9 protein-coding genes and 1 tRNA gene are annotated in these 13,747 nt (G+C 41.3%); 3 read left to right on the forward strand and 7 right to left on the reverse strand.

The genetic code is table 11. The features are described 5' to 3' along the window. Positions 1–65 precede the first annotated feature (65 nt). Together H6G86_RS26495 and H6G86_RS26500 are read right to left on the reverse strand one after the other, a co-directional pair. Positions 66–1,829: an ATP-binding protein gene (locus H6G86_RS26495; RefSeq protein WP_190936824.1), complete on the reverse strand. Its 1,764-nt coding sequence runs from the start codon at positions 1,827–1,829 to the stop codon at positions 66–68. A gap of 64 nt (positions 1,830–1,893) precedes the next feature. Beyond that, a complete protein-coding gene (locus tag H6G86_RS26500) occupies positions 1,894–4,497 on the reverse strand; it encodes a sensor histidine kinase (RefSeq protein WP_190936825.1) in 2,604 nt (867 codons plus the stop codon). Positions 4,498–5,152: 655 nt separating this feature from the next. On the opposite strand from H6G86_RS26500, the gene H6G86_RS26505 reads away from it, so the two are divergent. Further along, the gene (locus tag H6G86_RS26505) at positions 5,153–5,377 is read left to right on the forward strand and encodes a hypothetical protein (protein WP_190936818.1); all 225 of its coding nucleotides are present in this window, start codon (positions 5,153–5,155) and stop codon (positions 5,375–5,377) included. A 195-nt stretch (positions 5,378–5,572) separates the two neighbouring features. On the opposite strand, the gene H6G86_RS26510 is transcribed toward H6G86_RS26505, so the two are convergent. From H6G86_RS26510 to H6G86_RS26520, 3 genes are all read right to left on the reverse strand, one after another. After that, on the reverse strand, positions 5,573–6,979 hold the full coding sequence (locus tag H6G86_RS26510) for a lysophospholipid acyltransferase family protein (RefSeq protein ID WP_190936819.1): 1,407 nt from the start codon (positions 6,977–6,979) through the stop codon (positions 5,573–5,575). Between the two features lie 301 nt (positions 6,980–7,280). Then, complete coding sequence (locus H6G86_RS26515; protein ID WP_190936820.1) at positions 7,281–7,727, reverse strand: DUF2127 domain-containing protein; 447 nt, start codon at positions 7,725–7,727, stop codon at positions 7,281–7,283. Positions 7,728–8,208: 481 nt separating this feature from the next. Beyond that, positions 8,209–8,281: transfer RNA gene (locus H6G86_RS26520), tRNA-Ala, on the reverse strand. A gap of 73 nt (positions 8,282–8,354) precedes the next feature. Here H6G86_RS26520 and trhO point away from each other — a divergent pair. Then, positions 8,355–9,272 carry an oxygen-dependent tRNA uridine(34) hydroxylase TrhO gene (gene trhO, locus H6G86_RS26525; protein ID WP_190936821.1) on the forward strand — a complete coding sequence of 306 codons (918 nt, stop codon included), beginning with the start codon at positions 8,355–8,357 and terminating at the stop codon, positions 9,270–9,272. Positions 9,273–9,426: 154 nt separating this feature from the next. Here trhO and H6G86_RS26530 read toward each other — a convergent pair whose 3' ends face one another. Further along, positions 9,427–10,179 (reverse strand): alpha/beta fold hydrolase, encoded by a 753-nt coding sequence (locus H6G86_RS26530; protein ID WP_190936822.1) that lies wholly within the window; start codon positions 10,177–10,179, stop codon positions 9,427–9,429. Between the two features lie 560 nt (positions 10,180–10,739). Here H6G86_RS26530 and H6G86_RS26535 point away from each other — a divergent pair. Further along, positions 10,740–11,042 carry a hypothetical protein gene (locus tag H6G86_RS26535; protein ID WP_190936823.1) on the forward strand — a complete coding sequence of 101 codons (303 nt, stop codon included), beginning with the start codon at positions 10,740–10,742 and terminating at the stop codon, positions 11,040–11,042. A gap of 76 nt (positions 11,043–11,118) precedes the next feature. Here H6G86_RS26535 and H6G86_RS26540 read toward each other — a convergent pair whose 3' ends face one another. After that, positions 11,119–13,647, reverse strand: a complete 2,529-nt coding sequence (locus H6G86_RS26540) for a mannose-1-phosphate guanyltransferase (RefSeq protein WP_114085385.1) — start codon at positions 13,645–13,647, stop codon at positions 11,119–11,121. Between the last annotated feature and the right edge of the window lie 100 nt (positions 13,648–13,747).

Below are 13,747 nucleotides of genomic sequence, written 5' to 3' on the forward strand. Positions count from 1 at the left end.
CTTTGTATTTTCGGAGCGCTCATGTTGCCACCCTAGAAGTTGCGTGGCAACTTTGCATTTAGGTACTAGCTAATAGGTAAAGTAAACCAGAAGGTTGCCCCTGCATCCAATACACTATTCACACCTATTTGACCACCGTTAGCATTGATGATTTGCTTACATAAATACAAGCCTAATCCCAAACTTACAGAATTGCGGATATTTGCGCCCCGAAAGTAAAGGTCAAAAAGCCGATCGCTTTGTTGTTGACTAATGCCTACACCGTTATCACTAACAGTACAATAAATCATCTCATCTTCATGGGTAGCGTTAATTGTCAATAGCAATCCAGGAGGATTGTGTTTGAGAGAATTGACAATTAAGTTAGAAAAAACTCGCCATAGTTGGGTGGGATCTGCATTCACTAATGGCAAATCTGCGGATACCAGATTGGTCAGCTTGGCTTGATTTTGCTCTAGCAATGGTTCCAAATCTGCGATCGCAGCTTCGACAACTGTCAGTAATTGTACAGGCTGACGTTGCAAAACAACACCTTGCACTTCGCTGATATGAGCTTCCATCAACGAATTAATTAAGTTCAGTTGGCGATCGCTACTTTGAATCATCCGCTCTAAAATTGAGCGGGAAATCGAAATATTTTCCTCTGGACGTGCAAGCAAGTTTCTTAGCACCATTAAAGTACCCATTACTGGGTTACGTAAGTCGTGGGAAACTGCATGGAAAAATACTCGTAGTTCTTCTTCAGTTTGTTTGCGTTGAGTAATGTCTTCAATCAAACCTTCGTAGTAAAGCAATTTTCCCTGTTCGTCACGTACTGCGTAAGCTTTTTCTGAAATCCAGACAATACTCCCGTCTCGGCGATAAATTTGAGATTCAAATTCGGAAATGCTGCCATACTTTTCCATCAGGCGCACAAATTCTGCCCGGCGGTTCGGATCAACGTACAATTGTTGAATATCAGTGGAATTTGCTGTCACCTCCTCCGCTAAGGAGTAGCCATAAATGCGTGCTAAAGCAGGATTTGCCGTAATATAACGTCCATCGGGACTACTTTGAAAAATTCCTTCAACAGCGTTTTCAAAAATGGTGCGATATTTAGTTTCTGCAACCTTAAGTTTTTGATATGCAAATTCCAGTTCTTGACGGGCGTAAAACTCAGAACGTTGCAGACGATCATATAGATAAACACCAATGTCACATATAGCACAAAACCAAAAAATGTATAAAAGAAATGTCACACTATATATTTCTGGGTGTTCAGGGACTGGTGTTTTTAGTCCAAGTACCGTATTTACACCAAAATAGTAAACTAGCACACCCACTTGAGACAGCAAGTGAACAATCCAGCAGACTGGCATTAATATAGCTTGGCTCAAGAAGAGCAGTGACCAACCGATGGCATCGGGTAGTGCGAAGCCTCTCAGGGTGGCAAACAACTGTGATGCGAGACTAATTGCCCAAGAAGACCCCAAAAATAATAAATCTGGACGATTGCGGCCTAATTTAGTTTTATGTAAGGCAAAGCAGATCAGTATACTTAGGAGCATTGCAATATTGATTACAAGGCGTTGAGTTCTAAGTATTTCTGGCAGACTTTCAAACTCTTTTAAAGAGAAGAAAAAGCCGTAAATGTCTCGCAAAGTAAAAGACAACAAACAAATCAGCGCCAGCCATAACCATAAACGCAATCTCTGCCACAAAAAACGATTACGCCAAGCTCTGTAAAGAGTAGTGGTTTCATCTGTTGTTGGTGCAGAAAAGGTTTTTCTCCACCAGCTTTGCACTGTTGTAAATGGAGTAGCTATTAGCATCCAAGCAACTTTGCCCATACCGTCGAGGGTGTTTCCTTTACTCAACATTGCTATAAATAACACCCTCTCATTTTTTGGTGATTTATGGGCGATTTGTTGCCAATGAAGTTGCTAGAGGTAATGTAAACCAGAAAGTTAACCCACGCTTGCGGTTACTAATAACACCGATTTTGCCGCCATGTGCTTTAATAACTTTCCGACAAAGATACATTTTTAAGCCAATGCTGGTAGAACAACAATCTTGAGGATCGCGGACATGGAGATCGAAAAGGCGATCGCACTCTAGTTTACTCATTACTACACCATCATCTTGAATCTGAGTGCGAATCATTCCCCCCTCAATGCTGGCACTAAGAATAAAATTTAATCCTGGTGGATTATTTTGTAAGCTATGGGTGATTAAAGTTACCAAAACTTTCTGCAACAGCGTCCCATCTGCCATTACTAACGGTAAATCTGCGGGAACCAAGTTCTTCAGAGTCGCTTGATTTTGTGTCAACACAGGTTCCAGGTGGGTAACTGTTCCTCCCAGCACGGTGCTAAGTTGCACAGGTTCATGTTTGATATCAATACCTTGTTGTTCGCAGGAATTAATTTCTAGCAATGAGTTAATCATCGCTAGTTGGCGATCGTTGCCTTGAATCATCCGCTCGATTATTGAGCGAGATACTGGAATTGGGTATTGGGAATTGGGAATTGGGGATTGGGCATTGGTTATTAATTCTTCTCTCCTGCTCCTCTGCTCCCCTGCTCCCTGCTCCGCACTCCCCACTCTCTGATTTAACAAATTTTTTAACACCATTAAGTTACCCATTACCGAAGTTCGTAAATCGTGGGCAACTGTATGCAAAACAACATCTTTTATCCGATCCAGTTTTTCAAATTCTTGCATTTTCTGCTGCAACTGTGCTGTTCGTTCTTCGACTTGTTGTTCTAAATTAGTGTTAAGTTCTGCGAGTTTTTGGTATATCTGGCTTTGCTGAATAGCGATCGCTACTTGTTCTGACATCTGTTGTAGCAAATCAATCTCTATTGGCTGCCAATGACGCGAACCGGAGCATTGATTGGCAATTAATGCTCCAAATAATTCATTGCCTAGCATCAGTGGTACTGCCAAGCTAGCCTTTGTTTGGAATTTTTGATAGTGTGCTTTAACTTTGGGAGATACTGCTATTTGTGTAATGTCTTCAACAACACGCACAAGATTATCTTTTAGTAAGTTTCTCAATTCTTGTAAATAAGCTTCATCATTAGTAGACCAACCTAAGACTGATGGATACTTGGGATCTACTGATTCGGCAAGGGTTCTGACTCCTAACTTGGCATTATTTAAACCAATGAAAACTCGATCTGCTTGCAGAAATTGTCTAACTTCCGTTACCGTGGTTTGCAGAATTTCTTCTAAGTTAAGGGAAGACCGAATTCGCACTAGAGTTTCTGCCAACAAGCGATCGCGTTGTGCTGCTAGGCGGAATTGCGCTTCTACTTGCTTGCGTTCTGTAATGTCGTGATGGACTGCTAGGATCGAAGGAATATTATCTAAATCGATGATTTCGGCTGAAAGCAGCGTTGTAATTATCTTGCCAGACTTTTGTCGAAATTCAAATTCTAAGTTGCGAACAACTCCTGTGCTTTGTAACTGATGTAACAAATTTAGGCGATCGCGATCGTCTACCCACAGATTTAATTCAAAAGAAGTTTTACCAATCGCCTCATCTCGTTCATAACCTGAGAGTTTGACAAAACTGTCGTTAACTTCGATGAACCGTCCTTCTTGCAGCGTACTAATGGTAATGGAATCGGGACTACAACTAAAAGCTTTAGCAAATTTTTGAGCAAGATTTTGTAAGCTGACTTCTGCTTGTTTGCGTTCTGTGATGTCTCGGACAATTGCTAGTACCTCATCTTCACCACTCACTACCAACCGCGCCTCATAATCTCTGACTCCCAAAGGCGTTGCTAGTTGATATTCGCAAGTTTGCAAAGTTCCAGAATCTAAAGTTTTAGCGATCGCTTCCAGGCTAATTGCTGCAACATCACTAGGCAACAACTCTTGCACACGTTTCCCAACTATTTCTTCTCTCGAAAGAGTGATATTTGCTCCCTCACTTTTCAAATCGAGATACTCGGCATCGCGGCTAATGCGAAACATCAAATCGGGAATAGCATCTAAAATTGCTTTATACCGAGCCTCGCTCTCTTGCAATTTTTCTTCGGCTTGTTTTCGGTCTGTAATGTCCATGACTAAGCCATTCCAAAGAAAATCGCCTGTTTCTTGTCGTTCGGGTTGCGAAGTACCTTGAATCCACTTCAGTTTGCCACTAGGTGTAATGATGCGACCTTCCCAATGCCAAGGTTTAAAAGTGGTACTACAAACAGTAATAGATTCTGTAAAAGCTTTTATATCCTGTGGATGAATCAATTTGTGTACCACCCAAAAGTCTGCCTGTACAGCTTCTGGTTTTAATTCATACAAATATTCACAACCAGAACTAATATAAGGGATAAACACAGAGCCATCCTGCCGTTGCAGAATTTGGAAAATCATCCCCGGTAAATTGGCAGCAATTGTTTCCAATAGAGCGATCTTCTCTGGCTGGAAATCTGGTGATTTGACAATTTCATCCACTCTTTGAACCTTTGATATATAAGCAATTGACATAATATTCAAGGCAATCATAGCCATTATGAGACTTTTTTGACTGTTGGCGTTATCACTAACAGCAGAAAAAGTTCCTCTACTTTCAGAGTAGTTCTGGATGCAGCGATCGCATTCACCCAATCGGGTGAACCAGTTGTCCAAAAACCATCAGTTCACGATTGCTGTACATGAATAGCGGGGTGTTTAGTCCGTGCTGAGTGAAGTTGAGGTAAAGGTTTAAGTCCCAGGTTGAATCTCTTAATTTTAGTTGCTATGTTCAGGAGAAATTTCAATCTTCTTCTGAACACTAAGCTAATCATCAATCAAGTTGCATCATTGTTTCTTTGCGTAGAGTGGTTTGCTTGCTCTCATTCCCTCCTTTTTAAGTAGGGTTAGGGAAGATCAAAGCCTTAACCCAAGGTATTGCAATACTTGTCGGTTAAGGGGAAAAGGGGAAGGGGAAAAGGGGAAGGGGAAAAGGGAAAGAAAAAACCTTTAACCTTTTCCCCAAACCCAATTCTGAGTTCAAAATCCAAAACCCGAGTAGTATTGCAAGGTATTGTTCTATATACAACTAAAAGCGTATCAGCTTATCCCTATATTCTTGAAAAGCAAACCCTGATTTTCGGAATAATAACTATATATCTGCTAATAAAAGTCAAATATTTGACAAGCAATCTTGATTATTGAGAGCATAACCATGACAACAGCAATTCTTGAAGTTTATAGAATTAGCGGCTATAAATTAATAGAAATCCTCTATCAAGGCTTCAAAGCTAAAGTCTATAGAGCCATTAGAATGATGGATCAACAACCTGTTGTCATTAAAATCTTGCAATTAAAATCTCATACAGGTACTTTGAAAGTAAATTCTACTTTTGGACAAGGTTCTGAGTTTGAGATAACACTACCAATCGGGAATTGACATCACTATAGGCCAATACAGTTCAGATAAGACCAAAAAACTTGTAGAGACGGCGATTTATCGCGTCTCAAAAACTCAAAAACCCACGATTTTGTACAAGTAGTGTTTTGAACAATTCATATAGACACAGAACAGCTTCCCGCAGGGTATTGCTCTTACCGCGTGTACTTTTGCGTAAGCCCTATTTATTTACGCCTAGTTAATCATCTTCTCTAAAGCAATTTGCAAATCTTTTGTCAAATCGCTTACACCTTGTCTAGCTGCATAGCGATCGCCCTGAGAATTGCTAAAGCGTTCAGTAACTGAAATTGGCTCTCCCACAGTGATGTGCGCCTTTCGCAAACCTAAGCGAGGTCGCCCTGGAAGTGTTGTATCTTGAATTCGAGAAAGCATATCGAATACAAGTAAGGCTGTTTCTGCAAACCTTTCTGCTGTCGGTTTTTCTTGAATATAAGTAGCTGTGACTGCAACAAAACTTTCCACTATCCGCATGTGCCGCATTCGCAAGTCTGCTTCCTCAGCAATCCAGTCAGCCAAACCGCGTTTAAAGGGTGGTAAAGCATTGATATCTGGCAAATCTTCCCGGTAAATGTAATTCCAACCAGCCTCTTCCAAGCGGCGACAACGGTCAATAAAGTTACCCTGTGCTTGAACTCCAAAATATTGCTCAGTAACTTGTAAAGCCTTATCCAGCAAGCGATGAAGTCGGGCAATTAATACCTGATTTGGGCTAGCAGATTCATCAGTTGAGCTGGTTTTTGGGATGTCTTGATGATAGAAGCGACGATAAAATTCTTCCATCTCAGTAATGAGATATTCAGCCAATCTACAGAGGCGTTGATAGTAACTCTCTTCTTGAGTACCCCGATCAATTTCCTTAACTGCCAAGCCGCTATCAGCTTCTAACTTACTCAACAGCCAGTCCAGTTTAGACCAAGGTGGCTCGACGTAGCGATACTGGATAGCGATCGGCACAATAATCACAGTTTCAGTGCGATTAGCTTTTTGTAAATCTTCTACACACCAGAACCCCATTTGAGCAACGCCTGGTTCCAGTGGGCTAACAATACCACTATGACCATTAGTACCGCCTTCTGGCGCTACTGCGATCGGTAGTTCGCCATTAGCAAATAACTCCCGTGCAGTTTGGATCGCTTGCCGATCTAGTCGTCTACCCCGATGAACCGGCACACCTCCCACCCGTGAAAATAACCAACCTAGCCAATTTCCAGCCCAAACCGTCATACCCCGGTCATAGAGAAAATAACTGTGAACAAGGGATTGCAGTAAAATACCTTCCTGGCGGGCAACTCGTGGCACAATGCGGGAAAGCAAATACAGCATACACAGAGGATCTTCCACCTCTGGGTGACGGAATGCTAACAAAAAGCGAATTTTCCCAGCCTGGAATTGTTGATAAAGTTCAGCTAATACCTCAACATTCTTGGCTTCAATACCGACAATCCCAGCCGTTAGCCAAGGGCGAGTGCGAAACCGTAGTGCGATCGGCAGTAACCAACGAACAATCTGGAGTACCAACGGGTTAAACCGTTGAGTAATAAATTTCAGTGGTGGTTGAGTAGACTGAATCGATCTAGGCAAGTCGCTCTCCAGATTGTGTTTTTAGCGATTGTACAACGTACTGAGTGAAAAGATTCATAAGTACTACTTCTTAATCAAGACTCAGCACTAAGAAACTCTTCAAAGATATATAAACCTCATCTATGTTGAAACCTAGAGTTTTTTAAAAGATATATTTATGTAGGTTGGGTGGAGTGAAACGCAACCCAACATTACCACTTATTTATGTTGGGTTACGCTATCCCTGCACCCAACCGACAAAACTACAAAACTACGGTTCTCAAGGTAGACGAGGTTTAGATCCTAAGTATCGAATAAAAAATTACTTTCGATGTTTAGGAAAATTTCGGAGTAAATATCCAAATACAGCTAGATTTAACAAAAATACGAATATTTTTATAAGAGATATTCCCCGAATTAATTCATAAACTTCTGGTGGGATACTGATACCGACAAGTCCCAATACCAAGACATGGGCCCAACGCTTCTCGTACCACAAACCAACAGCTTCAATAGTAGTAACAATAGCATAAACTCCTGCTCCAATGCCGCTAAATGCCAAAGTTCTAGGATTTAAGTTGATAATTTTCTTTAAAATCCAATCAATAATTATCGATTTACCTTCTAAAACATAATTTTCTGAGAAAGCCTCTAGAGTTTGATAATTTTTTAATGTCAATAATAAAGCAATAGAAGTAACCATAAGTAGCAAGGCAGCAAATGATTTGTAGACAACAATTGCCACTAACCCCAATGGACGCTTTTTCAAACAACCCCCTAAAAGTATATATAAGCCAAACTTTGATTAACTGCCTCTGGATGATACCAACTAAGACGTTTATTGTAGCAACACTTTATCGTCCCATCTTTTCACTTTTTGTAACCAGTAAATCAAGTGTTAATACTACCGATTGAAGTGTGGAATGTGGATTATCACTCCAAAACAGAAATATTGTTGCGGAAGATTTAGTTAAGGCTGCTGTCATTGCTAACAAATTCAACCGCAAATTTTGAACCTCAAAATCGCCTACGTTTTGTCAGGTAACAGTTGACTTTATTATGTAGAGGTTTTTCTCACTAAGTACAGCTTTGAAAATAAGACGATTGGATGTAATACTGAACTTACCTATCTCTTAACTTGTCGCCTAATAAATGCCAAACCCCATTCCGTACTAGACTAAGGGATTTTGATTGAGGTGTGTCTTATTTGGGTATTACTAGCGATCGCACTTGAGATAAATTATATCCAATGGAGGTTAGCGGACTCGAACCGCTGACATCCTGCTTGCAAAGCAGGCGCTCTACCAACTGAGCTAAACCCCCATAAAATTAAAATAGCAGGCAACGTTCGTTTGACGTTGCTATTGTAACTTATATTGTTTTGTTACTAATAGGGATGAATTCAGAAAACATTCAGATCATTGCAGCATTGTATAAATTTGTCAAGCTGCCAGATTTTGCCGAGAAACGAGATCCTCTGTTGTCTTACTGTCAAGCGCAAGGTGTCAAGGGGACAATTTTGTTGGCACAAGAAGGCATTAACGGTACAATTGCGGGTTCGCGTCAGGCGATTGATTCTGTTCTCTGGTTTCTGCGTAGTGACCCCCGTTTAGCAGACCTAGAATACAAAGAGTCCTATACTGAAACTCCACCTTTTGAGCGGATGAAGGTGCGGTTGAAGTCAGAAATTGTCACTTTGGGGTTGCCTGAAATTGACCCAACTGAGAAAGTTGGCACTTATGTCAGTCCCCAAGAATGGAATGATTTGATTTGCGATCCAGAAGTAACTGTGATTGACACTCGCAATGATTATGAGGTGAATATCGGTACTTTTCAAGGAGCAGAAAATCCCCAAACTAGCTCATTCCGAGAATTTCCCGATTATGTGGTACACAACCTCGACCCAACTAAACACAAAAAGGTTGCCCTGTTTTGTACAGGCGGCATTCGCTGTGAAAAAGCTTCATCTTTCATGCTTGCCCAAGGTTTTGCAGAAGTTTATCATCTCAAAGGCGGCATTCTCAAGTATTTAGAAGAAGTTCCGGCACAAGAAAGTTTATGGCAAGGTGAATGTTTTGTCTTTGACGAGCGAGTAGCTGTCAGTCATGGGTTGGAGGAAGGAAGTTATGAGTTGTGCTTCTGTTGTGGGTATCCAATTTCTGAAGAAGATAAAATATCTCCCAAATATGAGCAGGGTATCTCCTGTGCCTATTGTTTTGATAGCCTCACCGAGGAGAAAAGATCGCGTCAACAGGAAAAATGGCGGCACTACCAAACCCAAGTTGCTAATTCCAAAAATCGGGGTGCAAGCTAATGGATTTTAAGTTTGTGTAGAGTGGATCTAATACCATTTCTGTTTCAAAATGCGCTGATAAGAGTTATGTAAAACTACAGGCTGTAAGGGCAATTGATGAATTGCCCCTAGGTGAATCAAGCGCAGCCTCACATAGAATCTCTCTAGTCTTAACTTAATTTGTAGAAGTGCTAAAAGATAGTGCAGATGCTTCTAGCAAATGCGAAGGGTGGTGTTTCCAAAAACTCAAAATCTCTTCGCCAACCTGTTGAGGATAGAAGTAGTGAAAAAAATGATACCCTTGTGGACATTCCCAGAGTTTATCTTCTGGCTTCAACCAATTAAACCAGTCATGCAATACAGTTGGGTTGACTACCGGATCGCTCTTGCTACCACATACCATCATTGGCATAGAAACTCCACCCTTGGGTAAATAAACCAACTTAAACAAAGAGTGTTGTGAGGGAGATTGTTCTAAATCTTTATCTAAGGCAGCTACTAACTTCTTAGTGGTATGAGTTGGTTGATTTCCAAAAAGACTACGAACGGTGCTTGCTAAAACTAGCTCACGGCTGATACTAAAAAGTTGTCGTTGAAAGTAATAGTGAGCTTGCCAATTGTTTGCGGGTTGAGCTGCTACAGCCAGGAGAGTTAGCGATCGCACTTTTTGGGGAAATCGCCGAGCAAAGGTTAAAGCGATCGCACCACTCATCCCATGTCCCGCTAAATGCACGGGGCGATCACGCCATTCTAAAAAATTATACAGCAACTCCACAGCTTGATCTATAGAACTCGCTTCATCTTTGGTTTGTTGGTATTCCCACTGGGCAATTCTCATATACCCAGATAAGTAATCAAGTAACGGTTTATCAAAACGCTTCAAAATAGGACTGGCATTTAACCACAAAACATCAAATGAATCAGACATAAATTACCTATAATTTCTAAATTATCAGTAGAGGCTCACAGCTAGCTGTGCTACCCTAATTTCTACACAGACCAATTTTTTTCGACATATTGCCACCTGGTATATGAATTTGGAACGCAATAATTTACGCAAGGATACTTATTTACCTTGCTTGCTGAAATATATTTTTAGCTTAATGAATATCTATCTCAATAAGCTTGGAGATATAGTACCAGATTTATTGATATCTTTTATCATTTATTTTGAGTTAAGTTTTGTAAAGGATTTCAGGGAATAAACCGGAAAAGTGGGCGGCGCTTCATTCCAACTCAATCAGGAGTAGGCCAATACGCTTGGGTTAATGGCTGCTGGCAAAAATTTGGGGTTTTCAAGTTTTCGAGACGCGATAAATCGCCGTCTCTACAAGTGTTTTGGTCTTATCTACACTGTATTGAGGAGTAGGCTACAAACCAACTTTTTGTAAATGCCATATGATATCCTCACACAATATTCCAGAGAATTACTGGTTTCAAAAGCTACATAATAAAAGAAGCTAGAAAGAGTAAATTTTGTGTGCATTAATGAAATTAATCCAAATACTAAAAGTATCTGTAATTCCTGTTTTAACGGTATTGAGCTTGTTGTCTGCATCGAATAAAGCACTAGCTGACTATTTAACTAGTCAGGGTTCAGGAGGTAATTACCGTTATGAATTATGGTCTACTGATGATAATAGTCATTACTATTTGAAAGTTTGGCAATATGAAGCAAGTCCAGAAAGTGATCCATTCTCCACAACTAGAGCATTCCCCTCTAGTAGAGAAGCTTTAATTTATTTTGATTGCAATTTTGCTGAGAAAAATTTACCAGAATGTTCTCAATGATTTAGAACCCCCTCAACATAATTCGTAGTTCGTAATTGAATTATTTAATTACGAACTACGAATTACGAATTACGAATTACACTTCTGCTGGTTGATATTCTTGTTGTCTTTCCACAAAACTCTGAACACGGGTACGGTAGTTTCTGACAGTCTCATCTACCCATTCGCGATCGTTGCTATTTGCATACAGATGCACCAGTGGTTCGCTAGCATCTGGTAAAACTAACAACCAACTATCATCATAAGGTTGACAAATTTTCACTCCATCAATTAGTTCTAGGTTTTGGGCTGGGTGAGTTTCCACCAAGTAACGCATCAAAGCACCCTTGGCTGTCCACGGACAACGGACTGTATAAGTTTTGTGAATTACACGAGGCAATTCTGACCGCGCAGCAGCCAGCGATCGCTCCTGTATAGTCAACATCTCAATGATCTTCGCAATGCAGAACATAGAATCAAATCCCGGATGCAGTTGCGGGAAAATAAAACCAGTCTCTCCACTACCTCCCAACACCACATTTGGATTTTTTTGACAAGCTTCCATTAAAGCTGTGGGGTTGGCTTTGGTGCGAATTACCCTGCCATCATGACGACGGGCGACTTGTTCAATAGCACTAGAAGCATGAACCGGCACTACTACCGTTCCTCTGGGGTTAGCCGTCAGAATCATGTCTACCATCAGTGCTGTTAAAGTTTCCCCACGGATTGGGTAGCCTGATTCATCAACTAAAATTAGTTGTTCTCCATTAGCGGAGACTTGCACACCAAAGTTAGCTTTCAATGCTTCCACTACATGACCTAACTGAGTTAGCAGTCCTTCGCGATCGGTGATTGACATCGCCGATTTATTGACACTGGCATTCAGTACCACTGCATCAGCACCAAATTTATCCAACATTTGGGGTAAAACTGCCCCTGATACCGCATAAACATAGTCAATCACCACTTTTGCACGACTGTTGCGGAGTGTATGAACATGCAAAAGTTTCTCAAAAGCAGTGCAGTAGCGCTCCATGACTTGGCTGGGGTAAGATACATCACCAATTTCATGAATTAGCGCCCGCCGCATATCTTCCTTAAAGTAAGCCCCTTCGATTTTCTTTTCCAGGGCTTTGGAGATATTAATGCCCTTAGCATCCATGAATTCAATCAGAATGTAGTCAGGGCGATCGGGGTGGACTCGCACATGAATCCCACCAACTACCGACATTGTGGGTATAACCGTGCGGGCGATGGGGATAGCAGTAGCATCGAGGTTTTGAATATCAATACCTACTGACATTAAACCAGCAATGAGCGATCGCGTCACCATCCGAGAGACATTACGCTGGTCACGGGAAACCGTTACCTTAGAACCAGGTTTCAAGGTAGAACCGTAAGCAGATCCCAATTTCACGGCGAATTCTGGGGTGATGTCAATATTCGCTAATCCTTGCACACCACGTTGCCCAAATAAATTTCGTTGGGCGGTGTTGCCCCAAATCAAGTTAATGTTTAAAACTGCCCCTGACTCAATCTTCTTACTGGGCCAAACACGCACACCAGGGCTAATTTGGGCTTCTTCTCCCACCGTGGAGAGCGAACCCACAACAGCAGCTTCTAATACATGGGCACGGCGGTCTACACGAGCGCCACGGGAAATCACACAGGCAGAAAGATGTGCTTCATCGCCAATAAAAGCCCCATTCCACACTATCGGACGTTTGAGATTGGCATCAGCGCCAATAGTAACGTTATCGCCAATTACGGTTCCGGCTTCAATCTGCACTCTTGCACCGATACGGCAATTGTCACCAATCACTGCCGGGGTTTCAATCACAGCCGTTTGGTCGATGTAAGTATTTTGACCTACCCATAACTCATGAGAAACTTCTTTGTAGGCGCAATCGAGATTTACCTTCCGATCTAATGCGTCATACTGAGCTTCGCGATAGGCATCTAAGTGACCAACATCGCACCAGTAACCTTGAGCGATGTAACCATACATTGGCTCATCTTTGGCTAGCAATAAGGGGAATAAGTCTTTGGAAAAGTCACATTCAACGTTTGCTGGTAGATATTCTAAAATTTCTGGTTCGAGAATGTAAGTACCAGTGTTGACGGTATCGGAAAAAATTTCACTACTAGAGGGTTTTTCTAAAAATCGGCTAATTCGTCCTTCCTGATCGGTAATCACCACTCCAAATTCAATTGGGTTGGGAACTCTGGTCAAAATCAAAGTAGCTTTTGACTTATTTTGTTTGTGAAATGCGATCGCAGCCGTGAGGTCAAAATCTGTTATGCTATCGCCGCTAATGACTAAAAAAGTTTCATCCAAAAGTTCGGCAATGTTTTTCACACAGCCTGCTGTACCCAAAGGCTGGTCTTCTTCGACGGCATAAGTCATCTGAACACCAAAATCGCTGCCATCTTGAAAATAGTCTCGCAAGACATCAGGTAAATAATGCAATGTCGCAATAACTTCTGTAATTTGATGTCTTTTCAGAAGATTGATAATATGTTCGGCAATTGGTCGATTTAGGATTGGCACCATCGGTTTGGGCAGATCGCAAGTTAACGGGCGAAGCCGCGTTCCTGAACCCCCTGCCATCAGTACTGCACGCATAAGTAAGCCGTGGGAAAAATTTATAAGTATGTAACAAAAAATTAAGCAGAAGAATTGGAGTTAAATCTTATACGCTGTGTACTATATTTTCCCTTCTCTG

The organism is Nostoc sp. FACHB-133 (genome assembly GCF_014698055.1).
Classification (GTDB): Bacteria; Cyanobacteriota; Cyanobacteriia; order Cyanobacteriales; family Nostocaceae; genus Nostoc.